The organism is Enterococcus sp. DIV0213h (assembly GCF_051711285.1).
Taxonomy (GTDB): Bacteria; Bacillota; Bacilli; order Lactobacillales; family Enterococcaceae; genus Enterococcus_D; species Enterococcus_D casseliflavus.
On the sequence record NZ_JBIOMH010000001.1, the window covers coordinates 3,708,783 to 3,727,500 of the forward strand.

The following is an 18,718-nucleotide window of genomic DNA, read 5'->3' on the forward strand; positions in this document are numbered from 1 at the left end:
CCTCCTTAGTGAATACTTTTTTGTAATGCTGCCAAATTGTCTTCCATTACAGACAGGTATGTTTCGCCGTTATCCATCTGCTCTTGCGTCAAGCTTTCTAATGGATTCAAGACCGCCAGTTCCACTCCTGTTTCAGACGCTAAGGTCTCAGCCACCTTCGATGACGCGTTTTCTTCAAAATAGATAACTTTGACTTGTTTTTCTTCTACATATTCTTTCAGCTCAGCCAACCGACTTGGCGTTGGTTCTTGATCGGGTGAAATGCCCGAAATCGATTCTTCGACTAAATCATACTGCCGTGCCAAATAGCCAAAGGCTGCGTGCTGCGTAACGAAGGTTCGTTGGGTCGCATCCTTTAACGCCGCTTGGTAGGCTTCATCTAAAGCAGAAAGCTTTTCGATATAGGCAGCTGCATTTTCCGTGAAAGTTGCCTTTTGCTCAGGAAACTTCGCAATCAAGTCATCGCGGATCGTTTCTACTTCTTGGATCGCTAAGACTGGGTCGGTCCAAACATGAGGATCGTACGTATGATCATGGCCTTCATGGCTGTCTTCGCTTTCGTGATCATGCGCGTCATGATCTTCCTCCTCTGTGCCTTCCACCAACTGAATGTTTTTGGCCGCTTCGATCACGGCTATTTGCTCAGGATCGACGGAATCCGTCAAACTAGCGACCCAAGTTTCTAGCTCAGGACTATTGTAGACAAAGGCATCTGCATCCATGATTTTGGTCATATCTTTGGCACTTGGCTCATAGTCATGGGGTTCAGTTCCTGCAGGGATCAACAAGGAGACCTCTGCTGCGTCGCCTACGACTTCTTTCGTAAATTCGTACATTGGATAAAACGTCGTGACGATCGACAGCTTCTCTGTGTCACTCGATTGACTTGTCGCTTCTTGCTGCCCACAAGCGCCAAGAAGCACGCCCCCTAAAAGGAGTGCTGTAGTAAGTAAGATTTTTTTCATCGGGCTTTCCCCTTCCATTTGCTGGCTCTTCTTTTTATTTTAAAACGGAACAACTCCGTTTTGTTAGCAAAAGTTACTCTATCAAATGATTTCCGGTTCGTCAAGACAAATCGTACGTTTTACGATTTAAAACTTTTATTTCGAGATAAATCGGAAAACATAGGAGAAAACGTTCATTTGAAGCGGCTTCTTCTCTCAGGAACTTAGCCATATTTTACGCCATTCGCCATGCGCCCCTGCTGTACCAGCTTGAAAAATTAGAGAGTATGTAGGATAATAACCTAAAAGCACTTGGAGGAAACGAAGATGAACGAATTTGTAACTGTGCCGCCAACTGTAAACAACAGCGACTTGTTGACTCGAATCGTCTTACCAGAAGATCCTGCATCGCAGCAAACCGAAGAAATCCGCAAAACGATCGACAAACCATTGTATGAAGAAGACAAAAAGAAAAAATCCGCAAAGAAGCAGCACCAAAAAGAATAGCCTTTGCTTTACGTAAAGAATCAGACCCCGACGCCTTATTTTCGTCGGGGACTTTTTTGTAGGGCAGCTTCTAGATGCTTCCTTCCCCACTTCAGCTGCCTTTTTCTTTACTATTGAAATAGAAGGCATACAAAAAAACACAGGCGAATTCAGCCTGTGTCCTTGACTCATTCATTTCAATGTACGTACAAGATAAACCTCATCGCAGAATCCTTTTAAGGCATTATAGACCCGCTGTGCCCGCGAATATTTTTGACAAAGAGCAAAGACAGTCGGTCCGCTGCCGGTCATCAAGGCAACATCTGCGCCGTATTTCATCATGCGATCTTTGATCTGTTGGACGATCGGATACTTCGGGATCGTGATGGCTTCTAGGCTATTGCCCATGGCAGCGATCATTGCTGGATAATCTTCGGCTAAGACGGCGGCCGACAATGCCGCGATATCTGGATGGTGCAGTTGGTCTAGCTCAACTTCTTGAAAGATTTTCCCCGTTGAAACACTCAAACGAGGTTTAACCAAGATGACCCAACATTGCGGCATCGGCCGCAGCGGCGTCACCAGCTCCCCTTTTCCTGCAATGTGGGAAGTGGTCCCATAAAGACAATAGGGAACATCGGTGCCGACTTCCATACCAATATCGATCAGCTCTGCCATGGAAAGGTCTAAATGCCAGAGGCGAACCATCCCCCGCAGCGCTGCCGCACAATCCGTACTGCCCCCACCTAACCCAGCTGCCACCGGGATATTCTTGGTGATGCGGATACGGATGCCTTTTTTTATGCCGTAGCGTTTTTTTAAGATACTGGCGGCTTGATAGACATTATTGCGTTTGTCGATCGGCAAAAAGGCTTTGTTGGTTTCTATAATGATCTTATCTTCTGTTATCTCTTCCATTATCAGACGGTCGGCTAGATCAACACTAGACATCACCATTTCCAACTCATGGTAGCCGTCTGTTCTTTTCTCTAACACATCGAGACCGAGGTTGATCTTAGCTGGCGCTTTTTCAATAATCTCCATCTTCATTCATCCAATCATCTGATAGTTATTTAGTTCTATCATAGCAGATTCTTATAAGATAGTTGAGTGATTTCTCTTGTTTTTATGATTGTTGCCATTTTGGTTGCCCTTTGGCTTGGTTCCTCGTAAAATAGAAGTACCAACTCAATAGATAAAAGAAAGCGGGGGAACCACATGGCAAATTTGATTCCAAGAGATTTCGCAGGCGGCGAAGAACTATTAGGCAAATTAATGAACAGTTTTTGGCAAGAACGGCAAATGAATACGGACATTAAAGAGTACGAAGACAAGTATCTCGTTCAAGCAGATTTACCCGGCATCAAGAAAGAAAACATCCGCGTCAGTTACGTCAACAACACGCTGACGATTTCAGCGGCTCAAACAGAGACCACGGAAACCGAGGAGGATTTCGGACATTATTTGCGCAAAGAACGCTCTAGCAGTGCCTATCAACGGACCTTCACCATCACAGACATTGATGACGAGTCCATTAAAGCAGTGTTTGAAGACGGCGTATTGACCCTGACGTTACCAAAAGCCAGCTACAAAGATGCACCCGCAAAAAATATCCCGATCGAATAACCGAGATACCAAAAAGGCAGTCCCTTCAGAGAACGCTCTGGGGGAACTGCCTTTTCTTATTTGCGTGCTTGTCGTCGATACGCCTGTCTTGAGGTCTGTGGTTCTTCTTCAGAAATCTCTTTTTTGACGTACAATTTCAAACTGTATGGTTCATGGTATTTCACATCATTTTTGATAAAATCACCGCCAGTGATAAATAAGCCCACTGGCTCTAAGGGCTGTTTGCCTGTCCATTGGATCGTGCCGACTTTCGTCATCTCCGTGTAGCTAGTACCGATCTGCAATGCGTACTCATTTTCCCCTTGCTGTTTGACAAAATAGTAAGGATACAAGGTGTTTTTCGGGATCGTAAAGCCGTTGGATGACGGTTTGATCGCCAATTCTTCTTGAGCGATCAAGGTCTGCAAATGATTCGCCAATACCAGCTGATAGTCTTCTTCAAAATGGATCACCGCTTTTTCAGTCGTCAAACGATCAATGTCGGTGGTGCTGATGGTTTCTCCTTCAATATTGAAGACTTCGTCTGGTAAAACTTTGACAAAGGCCTGAGTGACATCGAACTTCATATTTTTGTTTAAGAAATAATAGAAGATATTCAGTACCCAGAAGTAGACTAAGACCAAAAAGCCGACCGTATAAAGGATCGCTTGAAAATAGTTTTGGTTCGCAAACATCCCGTAGACGATCCGCAAAATATACGCCGTTGGAATGATACTGAGGATGGTATAGGCACGGTTCAAGTATTTAGGACTGATATCGAGATAGCCCAAAAATTTATGGATGCCGTTGATTAAATCTAAAATAAGCGTCATTTTCTCACCTACTCATTTCCTTGATTCTCATCCATGATCCCTTGTGGATCTGGCGTGGTCTCTTCACTTGAAGAAGGTGTTTCCTGATTGTTTTCCGATGGTGCTGGTGAAACATTGGCATCGCTTGATGGCGTCGTTTCTGCAGGCACCGAAGAAGACGGAGTCGTTGCTGGTGTTGTTGGTTCACTGCTGGATGACGGTGTTGTCTGCTGATCATCGTTCGTCGGTTGTGAGTCCGTGCTAGCAGGTGTCTGATTTTGACTGTCTTCTGTCATCGAAGAGGGTGTGCTTTCACTTGGTGCTTGTTCGGTCGTTTCCGTCGTCTCTGTTGTTTCCGTCGCACGACTTGGTTGGCGGTAGCTGCCTGAATTCACCACGCCGGTAGCAGTGGCAATGATCGTTGATATCGTTAAAAGTGCAATTGGTTTTAAAATAGGCGGGACTTTTCGCATGATTCTCATCCTTTTCTTACCCGGTGTTGCCCATTGGCAGCCTCGGTTCCTTCAGCCTCTTCTTACCTTTATAATCGTTTCTGACAAAAGGGTCAAGATTCCAGAGGCTTCTGTCGCAGGATTTAAAAAAAAACTAAACATGTAACTGTTTTCACAAAAAAACAACGACGGCAGTTGCCGCCGCTACACAAGGTATTCATAAAACTTTTCAAAGGTCAGCCGCAACGTGCCATGGTAATCCCGTAAAAGGGTAGGCAAAGCGATCACTTCTTCATGTTGGATCGGGGCATCGATTTGGATCACCGCTTCTTCCTCATCCAGATAATAAGAACTAAACAGTTCATCATCAGCAACTTCTTCTAGCTGATTGGTCAGCTCCTCATAAAACTTTTCTACGATCGGTTCTGCCAACTCATCAAAGACTGGCTGCAAGGCTGCTTCTACAGCTGGAAACGGCTGCGCGAGTAATTGCTGTCCGCTGAGGGAATGGCGGGTATTCTCATAGGTCAAATAAAGCAGGTCGAAATAATCCTCTTCTTCCCCGATCGCTTCTAGCGTCAAAAGGGCTTTTTCTACCAATGAAACCAAGGCCGAGGATACCTCTTGATGCATCACTGCATCAACTTTTTCAAATAATTGCTGTTTCTCGATGACAAATGATTCTTCCATAAAAGTGAATTCCGCTTTTTCAAAGCAAAGGGGGGTATCAGAGATAAATAGTTGGATCGTTGCCATGGCGTTGCCTTCTTTCTTTTTCAAGCTGCGGACAAACAGATGATTTGTCAACAGCGAAAATCTTCGTTAGCATAAATAATAGCAGGTGAACAAATTGTTCATCAAGTAATAAGGAGGAGATCGAATGAGTAAAGTTGCTGTTATTGTCACTGATCTAGTTGAAGATGTTGAGTTGACGTCACCAAAAGAAGCACTGGAAGCGGCTGGACACGAAGTAGTCGTTATTAGTAATGAAGGCGCCGAGACCGTCGAAGGCAAACAAGGTGGAACATTTACCGTCGATGCGGCCATTGATACGATCGATCCTGCAAGTTTTGATGCTTTGTTGATCCCAGGCGGTTTCTCCCCTGACCAATTACGGACCGATGAGCGCTATGTGTCATTGACGAAAGACTTTTTGACATCTGATCGTCCCGTCTTTGCCATTTGCCACGGCCCACAACTGTTTATCCAAACAGGACTGACAAAAGATTTGACCTTGACGGCTTATGATTCTGTGCGACCAGATTTAGCCTACGCAGGTGCCACCGTCAAAGATGAGCCTGTCGTGATCGACGAAACCTATCGGTTGATCACCAGCCGAAACCCAGATGACTTAGATGCCTTCAATCAAGCCATTACCGAGGCATTGAACTAACCACGAATAAGACTTGGTTTCTTAGAGAAAAAAAGCCGCCAATTGCAGCGTTTGATCCTTCGTATCGATCGAGCTGCAGCTGAGCGGTTTTTTCTTGCGTAGCTTTTCAGTTTTCAGTGAATAGCTCGTTTCCCGTTACTCGTCAGAGGGCAACTCAAAGCCATCGAAAGTCTCGCCATCGTAATAGCGCAATAACTCTTCCGTCGATAATAAGGAAGACGTCATTTCTTCCTGTGCCTCATTGGCCTCTCGAAGTTGGGCAAGGTAAGCCGCGTAGGCTTCTGCCAACTGCCGATAAACAGCTTGCCGCGAAGTTCCTTCCCCTTGGATCGTCGGCAATTCACGGATAAAGGCCCGATAGACGGGGCGGTTTTCCAGCCATTCGATCGGCAACTCAATTACTTGAAGCTGGGCTTCTTCAAACCATCGTTCCATCGCTCTCCCTCATTTCTTTTCTTATTATCGTCAAGTTAGCAACAAAGGTCAATCGGTGAGCAAAAAAACACAGAACAAGCGTTGAAAGAAATTGCCACATCCGCAAAAGCTCGCTTGTTGGGCTAGCTTTTACGGATGCGGCAATTTATCTGCTTGTTCTGTGTGTTACTCGTTTTTATGCGGCAACATACGCATATTTTTCAATGTTTTGTCGGATCGTTTCAATCATGTCTTCATCTTGTAAGCCAGTGATTTCTGCAATAACTTCCGGTAGTGATTTTTCATCCAAAAGTGCTTGTAACTGTTGGCTTTGCTCATCTTCAGGGTCTTTGTAGTTGAAGATCATGCCGATCGTTTCATAGAGATGATCTGGCTGCATGTTGCGTTTTTCTAACTCAAGGACTGGTCGGATAAAGCGTTCTTCAGTTCCTAATTTGCGGACAGGTGTCCGTGCCACCCGTGTGATAGCATCGGAAATGTGTTTGTTTTTAAAGCGTTGGATGATTTTTTCGATATACCGTTCATGTTCTTCAGGATCAAAAGCCCACTTCTCAATTAAAAGCCGCCCAGTTTCTTCGAGAACGGATTTTAATTGGATCACCACTAAATGGTCCTGCATCGCTTCATCGATCGTCTGATAGCCTTGGAGGGCGCCTGTGTACGCTACCGTGGCATGACCCGTATTGACACTGAATAATTTCCGTTCAATATACGGTTCCAGGTCCGCCACATAATGGACCCCTTGCAGATGGATCGAGGATTTCATCCCTGACTCTTGGATCACCCATTCGCAAAAAGGTTCTACTTGAACGAATAAAGGATCTTCATGGTGCTGCAGCGGTACGATACGGTCCACCGCTGCATCTGGAAAACCAACCGTCGCTTCCAATGCTGACCAATCCGCAACGTATTTTTGCACTTCGCTTTTTAAAAAGGTCGATCCGCCGATCATATTCTCACAAGCGATCACATCAATGGCTGGCTTGTCTGGGTGTTGCTGACGTGCTTCTAAGCCTTTGGCGATCAGCTCAGCGATATGCGGCAAAATGTTGGGACCAATGGCGGTCGTAAGGATGTCTGCCTCGGCGATCGCTTGGATCACCGCTTCTGGTTCTTTGGCATTGTTCAATCCCGTCACATGCTCGATGTGGATCTGTTCTTGGGACTCATCGGCTAATTCGATGGTATACCCTTGTCTTGCTTTTAAGGCGTCAATGATCGTTTCATTGACATCAATAAATGTGATTTCAAAGTTGTTGGCAGCCAATATCTCGCCGATAAAGCCGCGACCAATATTACCTGCACCAAAGTGAACTGCCTTCATGTCTTGTCTCCTCCTTAAATCCTTATGCTACGGTCAAACTTTGGGCGATTTCTTCTTTATCTAAGGCATCCGCCAATTCGACAACGTTATCGATATCGCTGCAAAAGAGGGCGATTTGTTGGACCAATTGCAGATGATTTTCCCCTTTGCCCGCGATGCCGAAAAGGACGGTGACGATTTTTTCTTCGTCCGCTGTACCGAAATTCACGCCATCAGGTACTTGCACGATACAGATACCTGATTTTTTGACGTATTTTTTGGCTTCATCCGTGCCGTGAGGAATCGCAATAAAGTTCCCCATATAGACTGAGAGCATCTCGTCACGCTCAAGCATGGCATCGACGTATTCTTTTTCCACACAACCTGCCGCCAGCAATTTTTCACCACAGTAACGAATGGCTTCTTCTTTGGTCGCAAATTGTTTGTTCAATTCAATCATGTCTTTTTCTAATACTTGCATTCGGCTCATCCTTTCTTAATTTGCTGCTTTGATCGATGCCACGATCCGTTGATAGTTCGTCGTTCCCATCAAATTATTGACAGATAGGTGGATCGCTTCTGGCGCTGACGTTTGCGCTTGCGGCGTTAGGGCTTCTTTTGTGATCACCAGTGAAGAGGCGTTGGCATGGAGATCATTGATATGGCTTTTTCTGATCGGCATCGTCAGAGCTTCTTTGGCTAAAAGATCTTGGAAGACTTTCTGAGCCATCGTTGCCGAACCTTTGCGATCATCGTGGGCCAAAATGATTTCGCTGACTTGCTTAAGGTCATTGGCGGAAGGAACATCTACCTGGTTGCCTGCTTCAGACTTTTTTGCTGACTCCCCCGCTGTCTTAGTCCCTGACAATGTGGCTACGATTTCATCGTACCGTGGAGAGTTCAGGAAATTCTCAACCGCGACAAAGGTCGCATTTGGCGCTTTTTGTTTGGCACGTTCTTGCAATTCTTCTTGAGTGACGATCAGCGTATTGGCATCGTCCGTCAAATTGTTGATGGCGGAATTAGAAACATTTTGTGGAAGACCCGCTTCTTTGACTTTTTTACGTAAGATCGATGCCCCCATAGCACTGGAGCCCATGCCTGCATCACATGCGAAGATGATACGATTGATGCCAGTCATTGGTTGAGCCGCCAAGCCTTTTGAGCTAAGTTTTGCTGCTTGCGTTTGTTGTACTTTTTCTTCAAAATTATCCACCGTATCCTTCGCATCCGCTTTCAAGATCGCGGCAGCGACGATAAAGGATACGCCTGCTCCTACGGCAATTCCGGCTAAGACAGAAACGACACTCATCACTGAGTTGAATGGCGTCATTGCTAAGATCGCAATGATCGAACCTGGTGAAGCAGGTGCCCGTAAGCCTGCACCTAGCAATTGGAAGGTAAAGCTTCCTGATACACCGCCGGCAATCACGGCTAAGAACATCAATGGTTTCATCATGACGTATGGGAAGTAGATCTCATGGATCCCACCGATAAAGTGAATGATGATCGCTCCAGGTGCCGAAGATTTCGCTGCTCCTTTTCCGAAGAAAGTGAAGGCTAGCAAGACTCCTAAACCAGGTCCAGGATTGGCTTCTAATAAGTAAAGGATCGATTTCCCAAATTCGCTGACTTGCTCAGTACCTAATGGTGTCAAAATTCCATGGTTGATAGCATTGTTTAAGAATAAGATTTTTGCTGGTTCAATAAAGATATTGGCTAATGGAATCAAGTGGGCATTGACGATCACTTCGACCCCTGCTGCCATTGCTTCTGTCAAGGTGTTCACAACTGGCCCGATTGCTACAAAGCCCAGTAATGCTAAGGCAAAACCGATCAAACCTGATGAAAAGTTGTTGACCAACATTTCAAAGCCAGCGCGAACTTTGTCTTGGAAGATCTCGTCAAATTTCTTGATGACCCAACCGCCTAAAGGACCCATGATCATCGCACCCAATAGCATTGGGATATCCGTTCCGACGATGACCCCCATCGTTGCGATCGCCCCAACCACGGCTCCGCGGTCACCAGCAATCACTTTCCCGCCAGTATACCCGATCAAGATTGGGATCAAATACGTTAGCATTGGACCGACCATCGTTGCAAAGGCTTCATTTGGTAAATACCCATCTGGAATAAATAATGCCGTTAATACACCCCATGCAATCAATGCGCCGATATTCGGCATCACCATACTCGACAACGTACTGCCTAATTTTTGAACTTTTGCTTTGACTGATGATTTGGCTGCTTTTTGTGTCTGTTCCATTTCTTTCTCTCCTCTCGTCTGCTTACACCCTTATTGTAGGCGCTTCCCAAAAAGCTCGAAAGTCGTACTTTGGCACAAAAAACTGTGCCAAAACTTGTAGCCAAACGGATAGAACAAAAAAAGGCGAGCAGCCCCTGCACTCGCTTATTTTCGTTATGTTTCACGTGAAGCATTTTTTTGGATTTTGCCAAAACACAAAAAAAACGTGTACCCGCTCCTTCTACACAAGGTAGAAAGAGCAAGTACACGGAGGCAGCTCATTCATCTATTTCGTTCGCTGCTCTTGTTGCAAGCCAGTCTGCTGCTGATCGCTTATTCTTCTGCTAACAAAATCTGTTGGATCTCTTCAACCGATTCGGCATCACTAAGCACCCGAACATTCTGCATATCAGAACAAAAAAAGGCGATTTCTTGCAAAACAGCTAATTGCTGCTCTTTTAGGACGACTACGAAAAGGATCGTAGCGATTTTAGCCTGCTCCTTCGTGCCGAAGTCGACGCCATCAGGCACTTGGATCAAAAAGAGTCCTTCTTCCTTGATCCATTGCTGGGCTTCTTCTTCCGCATGGGGCAATGCCACAAAGTTGCCGATGTAAACACCTGTTTTTTGATGGCGCCGCAAAAGGCTTTTGACATAGGGCAAGGAAACGATCTCCTGGTTGACTAAGTACTCGCCAATTTTTTTCAGGGCCTCTGTGGCATCGGTAAAGTGTTGATCCAACAAAATACGCTCCTGTGGAATATACATCGCTGATCCCTCCTATTGTTTTACTTCTTCAATCAAGAGCGAAGAGAGTAACTGATAAATAATCGAATCATTGCCCGAATTAAAAATCTCCGTATTTAGATCATTCATAATGATCGAACCACTGATTTTTCCTAACATCTGAGAGCTTGTTTCATTGATAGGATACGGCGCAAGCATGACTAATAAACGGGTAACAGCGATTTCTTTTTTATCCATCGCTAAAAGAGGCAAAGGTTGTTTCAAGTCGAAAATACGAAAAACTGGTTGCAGGATCGCCGAGCTCGCCGCGTGAAACAAGGCAAAGTGAGTGTCAGGAATGCCCACTGGCGCTTGGAAGTAGCGCCGTAAGAGACGATCAACGACTTTCTCACGATCCAAAACAACATGTTCATCAAAAGACGTCAGTACCAGCTGTAACGTTTCTTCCAAGTCCGCTGGGTTATCAATGGCTTGCACTTGAAACAGCGCCAATAGCTGGTTAATGGCTTCGATAAAAGCCAAGACCGCTTCATAGGATTCCTCTTTGACCAAAGCAGAGGGTGCCTTTTTTGCGGAACGTTTTTTCTGACTAATGGCTTGGAAGGCCTTCTTCAACTCTTGAATATCTTCTTCTAGCAGGATCGGTGAAACGAGTTTGTACTCTCCTTGATACCCTGGCAGCAAGGAAGTCGAGATCACCAAGTCATAGGTCTCCTCGATATTTTCCCGTTTGACATCTCCCACTCGAAAGAAGGTGATTTGATTGATAAAGGGAAAATGTTTCCGCAGCTGCATCTCTAATAAACTGATGGAGGCTAATCCGCTAGGAGAGATCCCTGCAATATTGACTTCTAACACTTTCGGATTTTTTTCCAACGAATTGGCAAAATGCAGGACCATATAGGCGATTTCTTCTTCCGAGAACTGCTGCTGCGGAAAGACCTGCGGCAGATGATTACGAATCCCGCTGGCGATCTCGACATACTGGTTCATGATTTTTTCTAGGATAGGGTTGTTCAAATGATCTTCTTCTAAAATCGCCCGCGTCATCACTCCTGAGATATGGGTCAGCAGCATTTTATACAAGTTCGTATCTTCATAAAACGCCACTTCCGTTTGCTCACTGACCAATTCGATCAAGCGTTTCACACGATAAGCCAAGTCAGTATCAAAATTGTCATCAAAAAAATCACGATCAAAGGAATTGGCAAAATCACCTAGTAACACGGCAAAAAAGACGATTTCGTTAATGGAATAAAGCAGTTTCGTCTTTTCGGCGATCTGAGCAAAAATTTTTTTCGCCACCTTCAGCAAGTCTTTGTTGATCTGACTCGGGTACGTCTCTTCTTCCACCGTGTAGCCCAAAGCTACCCGATCCATGGCTAGCGCCAGCATCAAGACGATAAACGCCAATTTGCGGTCACTAAGTTCCTTGAACTGCGGCTCGATGGTTTCTCGAATCAGCCGCTGGGCTAGCAATAGATGGTCACGGGACAGAAATTGAAAAATAAACGGGGCTTCATCATCGGTTTCCAGTAAATGGAAAAATTGGTACTCATTGATCTCCATCACTAGTGTATTGGCTGTGATCAACCGCCGATATTTTTCGGAGCCTTCGATCTCATACCCTTGATTGCGCACGATCCTTAACGGCAGCCGTGCGAGACTTTCTTCTAGCTGTTTGATATCTGAAAAAAACGTCGTATTGCTGATTTGGTAGCGATCCAAGAAGAAATGACTAGATACAGGCTTCGTGGCGGTAGTCAATTGCAGCAAAATACGATGTTGTCGCTCACTAGCTGCGAATTCTTGATCGGTATCTGCCATAATGGCTTCTTGCAATTGGCGAATGCTCGTTTCTGATGCAAAAATTTGGAAATGACCACGACCGACCTTCTCTAAGGTAGCTCCTACTGTTTCCAGCGATTTTTCTAGATTAGCCAGTTCACGGTACACCGTTCGTTTACTGACTTTTAAGACTTGCATCATGCGATCTAAAGAAACTGGACCGGTACTATTCATCAATTCCGTTAATAAAAGTGTTTCACGATTGGTCAAAAACATAGTCGACTCCTTCTGTCAGTAACTGACGATACGCATCTGTCGTCAATAAATCATCCACCACCAGCAAAGGAACATCTGGGATCGGGCACTTTTCTGCAAGTTCTTTCGGGAGGATATAGACTGCCGTAGGGTCAAGAGCTTGTCCTTCATACGCCATTTTTTTGATGGTCAAAGACAGCGCTTGTTGGCGGGCCATTTTGCTTAGTATCTCCACTGCCATCGTTTGTGAACCGCGTTTTTTTCCAGTATACAAAAAGATGATCGTTGAAAATCCTAACGAACTTGCTGCCTCGGTTTGCAGCGATTTTTGCGGACCCTGTTCTCTTCTTTGTAATTCTAGGATCAGCGGGGCATACTCATCAGCCGCCAAAAAATTATCTAACACATAATGCTGTGCGTGTGGTGTCTGCTTTTGGGCAATAGCTGCTAATTCCCGTTGGGTGATCACCAAAAGCGCGGGATCATCGATCACACGATAAATCGATTGATAGCGGACAGGAAACGTTAGCTGGGCTTCTTGTAACTGTTTTTTTAGTATGCTGGCACCAATCGCACTGGACCCCATCCCTGCGTCACAGGCCACGACGATCTCCGTGACTTTCTTCATTTTCGGCATCTTACGCTCCTCATTTTCTGTATTGGACTTCCGTTTTAACAGCACACTAGCGATCGCAAACGATACGACCGTACTGACGACAATCCCAGCTAAGACACCTAGGATCATAGACGGCGGTGTATTGAGTAAAATCGCTAAGATCGAGCCCGGAGACGCAGGCGCTCTTAAGCCTACCCCTAAAAATTGGAAGATCAGCGTGCCACTGAAACCACCAATGATCGGACCGAGCAACACCCAAGGATCGAGCAGAACAAACGGGAAATACACTTCATGAATCCCACCAATAGCCTGCACAAAAACGGATGCTGCGGCATTCGTTCGGTTTCGCTTTGAACCAAAAAAAAGATACGCCGCTAAGACCCCTAATCCTGGACCGGGGTTGGCCTCGATCAAAAATAAAACCGACTGACCATTGAGTGCCGCTGCTTCGATCCCTAGCGGTGTAAATAGACCATGGTTGACAATATTATTAAAAAACAAAACCTTCAATGGTTCTACAATGATATGAATAAAGGGCAAAACGTTTTGCTGAACAAAATAATCAACAAGCTGATAGCTGCCGAGACTGAACCAATTAAAAAGCGGCGCCAATAGGAAGTAACTGCCTAAAAAGAGGAGTCCGCCAAACGCACCTGCAATAAAATTGCGCACCAGCATCTCATAGCCACTTTTGACTTTGCTCACGATCGAATCACTGCGGTACAATAGCCAGCCCGCTAGCGGCCCCAGCAGCATCGCCCCAAAGACCTGGGGAATATCCGTTGCGAGAATAGCCCCTAAGACCGCCACTGCTCCTACGACCCCACCTCGTTCAGGCGCCAACATCTGCCCACCTGTATAGGCGATCATGAGGGGCAGCAGCACAGTCAAGACCCCTTGTTCCATTTGCTGGATCACTTGTTGATCGACTGAGAAAAAAGGCAGCAGGAATGAAATCAGCATCCACGCAATAAAAATACTTAAATTCGGCATCATCATGCGAGAAAGATAATTCGTATAAAACTTAACCGTTATCATTTTTTCTCTGGAAGACGAGGTCTTGTTCATTTTATCCGCTTCCTTTCTCTTCTCTATTATAAGATGTTCTGGCAAGACTGAAAACAAAAAAAGCATACGTTTTTTAAAACAGAAATCAAAAAAAGCTGACGTAAAACGCCAGCTTTTGAAATAGCTTCAATTGATTTAGTTTACGCGTACCGCGAAATCTGGTGAATAATAAGAGTAACTGCTAACAGAAACATTTTGACCTGGTGTTGGTGCATGAACGTATTGTCCGTTACCCATAGCGATCGCCACGTGGTGTGTGCTTCCGCGGCTACCCCAGAATAACAAGTCACCAGCTTTTGCTTCATTGATCGAAATCACCGTACCAGAAAATTCTTGTGCGTAAGTTACCCGTGGTAATGAGATCCCAACTTTAGCAAATACATATTGTGTAAAGCCAGAACAGTCAAAGCCGTCTGGTGTCGTACCACCCCATACATAAGGAGTACCAATGTATTTCATTGCTTCTGCTACGATTGCTGAACCGTTGACCGTTTGTGCGGGTGCAGGAGTATTGCTTGCACCATTGCCGCTATTGTTCGATCCTTGGTTGTTATTGCTATTGTTATTGTTGGCAGGAGTCGATGGTGTCGTATTTGTTGAACCGCCACCTTGTGATGAACTGCCTTGCGTAGTATCAGTCGTCGTACTAGAATTTGTTGTTGAGTTTGATGTCGTTGAATTCGACGTTGAAGACTCGCTTGATGCTGCTTCCTGAGTAGCTGCTTCAGCTGCTGCCGCTTCTTGAGCCGCTGCTTCTTGTGCTGCTTGTTCACGAGCTGCTGCCGCCGCCGCTTCTTCTGCAGCGATGCGTGCTTGTTCTGCTTCGTATTCTTCTTTTTGTTTTTCTAAATCAGCTTTTTCATCTTCTTTAGATGCTTGTTGAACAGCCAATTCCGCTTGCAAAACATTTAAATCGGCTTGTTTGGCTTGTAGATCCCCTAATTGTGTTTCTAGCTCAAATTGGTTCGCTGCGATTTCTGCCAATTTATCGTCGTTTTCCGCTTTTTTCGCTTCAACTGCTTCTTGGTCTGCCTTTTGTTGATCCACAAGATCTTTGTTAGCATTGACGATCGTCGTCATTGCTTGCACACGGCCAATAGCATCTGTTAAAGAGTCAGCTTCTAATACTGCATCAATAAAGTTCGTGCTTTGACCATTGACTTGAACGTCACGGGCTTGTTTTTGGATCGCTTCTTCACGCTTTTCGATTCTGACTTTCAAATCAGCAATTTCTTGCTTCAACTTTTCAGAATCCGCACGCAAATCACCTTGTTGTTGCAACAAAGTTTGGGCTTTTTCATTGATTGCTGCCACGTCGCTTTCAAGTGCTGCTACTTGTGACTTGATGCTCGCTTGCTGGTTTTGCAAGTCAGAGATCTCTTTATTTTTTTCTTCAATTTTATTGTCAAAATCTGATGCAAAGACAAGTGTCGGTGCTGCTGCAGAAGTAAGAACAATTGAACTTACTAACAATAAAGATAAAATTCGCTTTTTCACTCTTCATTCCTCCGGCTGTTGCTTCCCCTAATATGGTTTTTTTATGTATAAATGCTTAAGAATACCTAAAGTCCTTCACGATAGTGTGATTGTAACACAGCCGTATGTCAGAGAGATAAAAGGAATATTACAAAAACATTTCAATCGCTGTTATTTTTATACAGTCAAACGCAAAAAAAATGAAGCTATTCGTCTTTGAATAGCTTCATGAATGGAACGACTAAAAGGATAAACAAAATGATGTTCAATAAAAGCGTTGGTGCTAAAAAGCGGGAAACAAAGAATGACGTGCTAACTGAGGCGATCTTAAATAGCAACTGGACGCCCAACGTCACAACTTCTAAGCTTGTAACAAAGATGATCATTCCGAAAAACATGGTAAATACATTTTGATAAAGCGTATTTTTCAAAATATACATGATCCACACGATCAAGGGAAACGCCACCGTGTAGATGCCGATCACACCGACATAATACACGTCATAAAGGCAACCGATCACAAGCCCCGTTGTGATCAAAAAGTTTTTCGGCAAATACTTCGCGCCACATAAAAGGGCGATCAATAAAAGATGCGCACTGGCGATATAATTGTCTTGGGTCCATTTTTCTAAAAAACGCGTCAGTTGTCCATCTGCCAACATCATCAAAAAGAAGACGCCCGCTGCCAGGTATTTGATGTAGTCATGCTTTTTCATGGCTATTCCTCACCTGCCAAGCGTTTGATAATCGTTACTGCTTGAATATCATACATTTGGGCATACGGTTTTACAAACACTTGGGTGTCAAGACCAAACTCATCTTTGGTGGTACGGATCACTGTTCCGATCGCTAAGTCGGCAGGCGAGTTTCCTCCTAATCCAGAGGTCTGCACGACATCGCCTTCCTTCAGCTCATTGTCCCCTGTCAACTGGGTAATGACCAAGGAACGTTCTTTTTGATCGTAACTACTTAGAATCCCAAAGTTTGACCCATCTTCGCCGCTGATCCGAACCGGATAGTGGTTAGAATTCTGGTTTTCAGAAGTCAAAAGTTCAATTTTAGAAGAAGCTGCATTGACTTCTATCACACGACCAATCAAGCCTTTTTGCGACATGACCGCCATGTTGACCTCAACGCCGTCTCTTGAGCCTCGATCCACGATCAGCATATCTTGCCAAGTATCAGGTGACCGATTGATGACATTGGCGGAGATCCGTTCATAATTCGTCAAGGTCGCATTCAGCTCTAGCTCTTCTTTCAAGGCATCGATTTCTCTTTGCGCATTGTCCTTCGCTTGTTCCAATTCATCAAAACTGTCCAATTTCTCTTTTAAACGTTCATTTTCTTCATACGTCACAAACAAGTTTTTGACTGAATTCGCACCATTTTCGATCCAACGAAAAGGCGCCGTAATCACTTTATCGATAAAGCCAACGGAGTCATTGACCGTTGATTGCACAACACTGGTGGAGTTTCCCGCAGCTCTGCGGGCGATCGTCACGCTTAATACGGTGACAACTAAAATCACAATAATCAATGTGATGATAATATTTTTATTAGGATTAAACTTTTTCACAAAGACACCTCAAATAATTCCAAACTGTAGTTCCAATTTTACCATTAATACCCTGCAAACAAAAGCTAAGTTGACCGTCTTAATGTTTTTTTTGTAATTAAGTTTCTGAAATTTTCAACAAAAAAAAGAGACGTTCCGTCTCTTAATCACAACTTTGAATGACTGCTATCATCCCGCTGCTAAAGGAAAAACCTGCTGTTTGTGTCAGAAATTCATTGCTGGCATAAGAAGTTGGGTACGGCACTTGGACGTTTTCTAATAAATACTTGCTACCTGTCAACGTCAAATCTGTTACCGGCGTCAAACAGCAATACGCCAAATACTGCATCTCGGGTTCTTTTTCCAATTGATAGGTGCCTGGTAAAAAGAACTGAACGACATTTTGACGATCTAAAAAACGCAGATTTGGGGCAAATGGACGAAACCGATCTTCCAAAGGCAGCCATAGATTGGCTAAAAGATGGTCGAGACGTCCTCCTGTTGCACCAATCAAGTCGATTTGCGCTTCTGGATAGCGACGCAACGTCTCCACCAATGCCAATTGGGTATCTGTATCATCTTTTTCAGCAGGCGCTTGGATCACTGTGTTGACTTGTTGTTTGACTGCTTGCAGTTCGCCTGCGGTCAAAGAGTCAAAATCACCAATCGCTAGATCGACTGGCCGTTGGTGCTGAAGCAAAAACAGTGCCCCGCGATCAATCCCAATGTATTTGTCATACGTCATCAGCGGTGGCCAATTTTCAGGGCGCCCCCCTGCTGCTAACAAAATCTTCATTTATTGCAAAGCTTCTTTCAAGGCTCTGATTTGTGCTGCAGGTTCATCGGCATCGTAAATATAGCTTCCTGCTACGAAGACATTTGCACCTGCTTCCAAGCAACGTTTGGCTGTCTCAGGAACGATCCCGCCATCTACCTCGATATCATAATGGTAGCCTTTTTCTTCTTTTAAAGCAGCCAGTACCGCAATTTTTTCTAGTGATTCTTCAATAAAGGATTGCCCACCAAACCCTGGATTGACCGTCATGACTAACACTTGATCACACATGGATAAAACATGTTCAATGGCTGATACTGGTGTGCCTGGGTTGATGACGATTTCTGCTTTGACATTTTCTGCCACAATCATTTGGATCGCACGATGGATATGAGGTGTTGCTTCCGCGTGGATCCCAATGATATCTGCCCCAGCTTCTGCGAAGGCATGGATATACTTTTCTGGTTCGGTGATCATTAGGTGAACATCCAACGGCAGTTTGGTAACTGGGCGAATCGCTTTAACGATGTTTGGGCCTAAGGTAATATTAGGGACGAAATGACCGTCCATCACGTCTACGTGAATATAATCTGCGCCATGGCGCTCTACCAGCTCAATGTCTCTTTGAAGATTTGCAAAATCGGCACTTAAAATAGATGGTGCTAGTTTTATCATGCTTTTCCCTCACTTTTTCTTCTTTTTATAAACCGGACGTCGGTTTTCAATCTCTTCTAAAAATTGCACGTAATTCTTATAACGA

General features: G+C 44.6%; 21 protein-coding genes (1 of these 21 running past the window's edge). 3 read left to right on the forward strand and 18 right to left on the reverse strand.

Features of this window, described 5'->3' with window-relative positions; translation table 11 throughout:
• Window positions 1-5: 5 nt before the first annotated feature.
• Window positions 6-965, reverse strand: a complete 960-nt coding sequence (locus tag IGI77_RS17300) for a metal ABC transporter substrate-binding protein (RefSeq protein WP_438770456.1) — start codon at window positions 963-965, stop codon at window positions 6-8.
• Between the two features lie 306 nt (window positions 966-1,271).
• Here IGI77_RS17300 and IGI77_RS17305 point away from each other — a divergent pair, with 306 nt between their 5' ends.
• Window positions 1,272-1,451 carry a hypothetical protein gene (locus tag IGI77_RS17305; RefSeq protein ID WP_005230269.1) on the forward strand — a complete coding sequence of 60 codons (180 nt, stop codon included), beginning with the start codon at window positions 1,272-1,274 and terminating at the stop codon, window positions 1,449-1,451.
• A 171-nt stretch (window positions 1,452-1,622) separates the two neighbouring features.
• Here the strand turns inward: IGI77_RS17305 and ispE are convergent, their stop codons facing one another.
• Window positions 1,623-2,474, reverse strand: a complete 852-nt coding sequence (gene ispE, locus IGI77_RS17310; RefSeq protein WP_438770457.1) for a 4-(cytidine 5'-diphospho)-2-C-methyl-D-erythritol kinase — start codon at window positions 2,472-2,474, stop codon at window positions 1,623-1,625.
• A 174-nt stretch (window positions 2,475-2,648) separates the two neighbouring features.
• Here ispE and IGI77_RS17315 point away from each other — a divergent pair, with 174 nt between their 5' ends.
• On the forward strand, window positions 2,649-3,056 hold the full coding sequence (locus tag IGI77_RS17315) for an Hsp20/alpha crystallin family protein (RefSeq protein WP_005230267.1): 408 nt from the start codon (window positions 2,649-2,651) through the stop codon (window positions 3,054-3,056).
• A gap of 56 nt (window positions 3,057-3,112) precedes the next feature.
• Here IGI77_RS17315 and IGI77_RS17320 read toward each other — a convergent pair whose 3' ends face one another.
• The 3 genes from IGI77_RS17320 to IGI77_RS17330 form a co-directional block, all read right to left on the reverse strand.
• Window positions 3,113-3,868, reverse strand: a complete 756-nt coding sequence (locus IGI77_RS17320) for a DUF6681 family protein (protein WP_005230266.1) — start codon at window positions 3,866-3,868, stop codon at window positions 3,113-3,115.
• An 8-nt stretch (window positions 3,869-3,876) separates the two neighbouring features.
• The gene (locus tag IGI77_RS17325; RefSeq protein WP_142973477.1) at window positions 3,877-4,320 is read right to left on the reverse strand and encodes a hypothetical protein; all 444 of its coding nucleotides are present in this window, start codon (window positions 4,318-4,320) and stop codon (window positions 3,877-3,879) included.
• Between the two features lie 183 nt (window positions 4,321-4,503).
• Window positions 4,504-5,055, reverse strand: coding sequence for a hypothetical protein (locus IGI77_RS17330; RefSeq protein ID WP_332283202.1), 552 nt, complete (start codon window positions 5,053-5,055; stop codon window positions 4,504-4,506).
• Between the two features lie 124 nt (window positions 5,056-5,179).
• On the opposite strand from IGI77_RS17330, the gene IGI77_RS17335 reads away from it, so the two are divergent.
• Window positions 5,180-5,692, forward strand: a complete 513-nt coding sequence (locus IGI77_RS17335; RefSeq protein ID WP_005230261.1) for a type 1 glutamine amidotransferase domain-containing protein — start codon at window positions 5,180-5,182, stop codon at window positions 5,690-5,692.
• Between the two features lie 135 nt (window positions 5,693-5,827).
• Here IGI77_RS17335 and IGI77_RS17340 read toward each other — a convergent pair whose 3' ends face one another.
• The 13 genes from IGI77_RS17340 to rsgA form a co-directional block, all read right to left on the reverse strand.
• Window positions 5,828-6,127, reverse strand: a complete 300-nt coding sequence (locus IGI77_RS17340) for a hypothetical protein (protein WP_194185564.1) — start codon at window positions 6,125-6,127, stop codon at window positions 5,828-5,830.
• Window positions 6,128-6,302: 175 nt separating this feature from the next.
• Complete coding sequence (locus tag IGI77_RS17345; RefSeq protein WP_438770460.1) at window positions 6,303-7,451, reverse strand: mannitol-1-phosphate 5-dehydrogenase; 1,149 nt, start codon at window positions 7,449-7,451, stop codon at window positions 6,303-6,305.
• 22 nt (window positions 7,452-7,473) lie between these two features.
• Complete coding sequence (locus IGI77_RS17350; RefSeq protein WP_438770462.1) at window positions 7,474-7,911, reverse strand: PTS sugar transporter subunit IIA; 438 nt, start codon at window positions 7,909-7,911, stop codon at window positions 7,474-7,476.
• Window positions 7,912-7,926: 15 nt separating this feature from the next.
• The gene (locus tag IGI77_RS17355; RefSeq protein WP_005230247.1) at window positions 7,927-9,699 is read right to left on the reverse strand and encodes a PTS mannitol transporter subunit IICBA; all 1,773 of its coding nucleotides are present in this window, start codon (window positions 9,697-9,699) and stop codon (window positions 7,927-7,929) included.
• Between the two features lie 312 nt (window positions 9,700-10,011).
• Entirely contained in the window at window positions 10,012-10,446 is a 435-nt protein-coding gene (locus IGI77_RS17360) for a PTS sugar transporter subunit IIA (RefSeq protein ID WP_438770464.1), read from the reverse strand.
• Between the two features lie 12 nt (window positions 10,447-10,458).
• On the reverse strand, window positions 10,459-12,489 hold the full coding sequence (locus tag IGI77_RS17365; RefSeq protein WP_005230244.1) for a BglG family transcription antiterminator: 2,031 nt from the start codon (window positions 12,487-12,489) through the stop codon (window positions 10,459-10,461).
• A complete protein-coding gene (locus IGI77_RS17370) occupies window positions 12,470-14,218 on the reverse strand; it encodes a PTS sugar transporter (protein ID WP_438770466.1) in 1,749 nt (582 codons plus the stop codon). Before IGI77_RS17370 ends, IGI77_RS17365 begins: the two co-directional genes overlap by 20 nt.
• A 69-nt stretch (window positions 14,219-14,287) precedes the next feature.
• Window positions 14,288-15,649 carry a C40 family peptidase gene (locus IGI77_RS17375; RefSeq protein WP_438770468.1) on the reverse strand — a complete coding sequence of 454 codons (1,362 nt, stop codon included), beginning with the start codon at window positions 15,647-15,649 and terminating at the stop codon, window positions 14,288-14,290.
• A 185-nt stretch (window positions 15,650-15,834) separates the two neighbouring features.
• The gene (mreD, locus tag IGI77_RS17380; protein WP_438770470.1) at window positions 15,835-16,344 is read right to left on the reverse strand and encodes a rod shape-determining protein MreD; all 510 of its coding nucleotides are present in this window, start codon (window positions 16,342-16,344) and stop codon (window positions 15,835-15,837) included.
• A 2-nt stretch (window positions 16,345-16,346) separates the two neighbouring features.
• The gene (gene mreC, locus IGI77_RS17385) at window positions 16,347-17,204 is read right to left on the reverse strand and encodes a rod shape-determining protein MreC (protein WP_438770471.1); all 858 of its coding nucleotides are present in this window, start codon (window positions 17,202-17,204) and stop codon (window positions 16,347-16,349) included.
• A gap of 142 nt (window positions 17,205-17,346) precedes the next feature.
• Window positions 17,347-17,979, reverse strand: coding sequence for a thiamine diphosphokinase (locus tag IGI77_RS17390; protein ID WP_005230235.1), 633 nt, complete (start codon window positions 17,977-17,979; stop codon window positions 17,347-17,349).
• A complete protein-coding gene (gene rpe / locus IGI77_RS17395) occupies window positions 17,980-18,633 on the reverse strand; it encodes a ribulose-phosphate 3-epimerase (RefSeq protein WP_015510634.1) in 654 nt (217 codons plus the stop codon).
• Between the two features lie 9 nt (window positions 18,634-18,642).
• Window positions 18,643-18,718: the end of a ribosome small subunit-dependent GTPase A gene (rsgA, locus tag IGI77_RS17400; RefSeq protein ID WP_213357248.1), read on the reverse strand. Its footprint extends 809 nt past the window's final position; 76 of the gene's 885 nt are visible here — the last part of the coding sequence; its start codon lies beyond the right edge, outside the window — the gene reads right to left on this strand; the stop codon is at window positions 18,643-18,645.

Excerpts from the sequence above, each read along its gene's own strand:
- IGI77_RS17360 (WP_438770464.1), bottom strand. The coding sequence starts at position 10,446 with ATGTATATTCCACAGGAGCGTATTTTGTTGGATCAACACTTTACCGAT.
- IGI77_RS17315 (WP_005230267.1), top strand. The coding sequence starts at position 2,649 with ATGGCAAATTTGATTCCAAGAGATTTCGCAGGCGGCGAAGAACTATTA.
- IGI77_RS17365 (WP_005230244.1), bottom strand. The coding sequence starts at position 12,489 with ATGTTTTTGACCAATCGTGAAACACTTTTATTAACGGAATTGATGAAT.
- IGI77_RS17300 (WP_438770456.1), bottom strand. The coding sequence starts at position 965 with ATGAAAAAAATCTTACTTACTACAGCACTCCTTTTAGGGGGCGTGCTT.
- IGI77_RS17340 (WP_194185564.1), bottom strand. The coding sequence starts at position 6,127 with ATGGAACGATGGTTTGAAGAAGCCCAGCTTCAAGTAATTGAGTTGCCG.
- rpe (WP_015510634.1), bottom strand. The coding sequence starts at position 18,633 with ATGATAAAACTAGCACCATCTATTTTAAGTGCCGATTTTGCAAATCTT.
- IGI77_RS17320 (WP_005230266.1), bottom strand. The coding sequence starts at position 3,868 with ATGACGCTTATTTTAGATTTAATCAACGGCATCCATAAATTTTTGGGC.
- IGI77_RS17350 (WP_438770462.1), bottom strand. The coding sequence starts at position 7,911 with ATGCAAGTATTAGAAAAAGACATGATTGAATTGAACAAACAATTTGCG.
- IGI77_RS17335 (WP_005230261.1), top strand. The coding sequence starts at position 5,180 with ATGAGTAAAGTTGCTGTTATTGTCACTGATCTAGTTGAAGATGTTGAG.
- IGI77_RS17330 (WP_332283202.1), bottom strand. The coding sequence starts at position 5,055 with ATGGCAACGATCCAACTATTTATCTCTGATACCCCCCTTTGCTTTGAA.
- IGI77_RS17325 (WP_142973477.1), bottom strand. The coding sequence starts at position 4,320 with ATGCGAAAAGTCCCGCCTATTTTAAAACCAATTGCACTTTTAACGATA.
- IGI77_RS17390 (WP_005230235.1), bottom strand. The coding sequence starts at position 17,979 with ATGAAGATTTTGTTAGCAGCAGGGGGGCGCCCTGAAAATTGGCCACCG.
- IGI77_RS17370 (WP_438770466.1), bottom strand. The coding sequence starts at position 14,218 with ATGCTTTTTTTGTTTTCAGTCTTGCCAGAACATCTTATAATAGAGAAG.
- mreD (WP_438770470.1), bottom strand. The coding sequence starts at position 16,344 with ATGAAAAAGCATGACTACATCAAATACCTGGCAGCGGGCGTCTTCTTT.
- IGI77_RS17305 (WP_005230269.1), top strand. The coding sequence starts at position 1,272 with ATGAACGAATTTGTAACTGTGCCGCCAACTGTAAACAACAGCGACTTG.
- IGI77_RS17345 (WP_438770460.1), bottom strand. The coding sequence starts at position 7,451 with ATGAAGGCAGTTCACTTTGGTGCAGGTAATATTGGTCGCGGCTTTATC.
- ispE (WP_438770457.1), bottom strand. The coding sequence starts at position 2,474 with ATGGAGATTATTGAAAAAGCGCCAGCTAAGATCAACCTCGGTCTCGAT.
- IGI77_RS17355 (WP_005230247.1), bottom strand. The coding sequence starts at position 9,699 with ATGGAACAGACACAAAAAGCAGCCAAATCATCAGTCAAAGCAAAAGTT.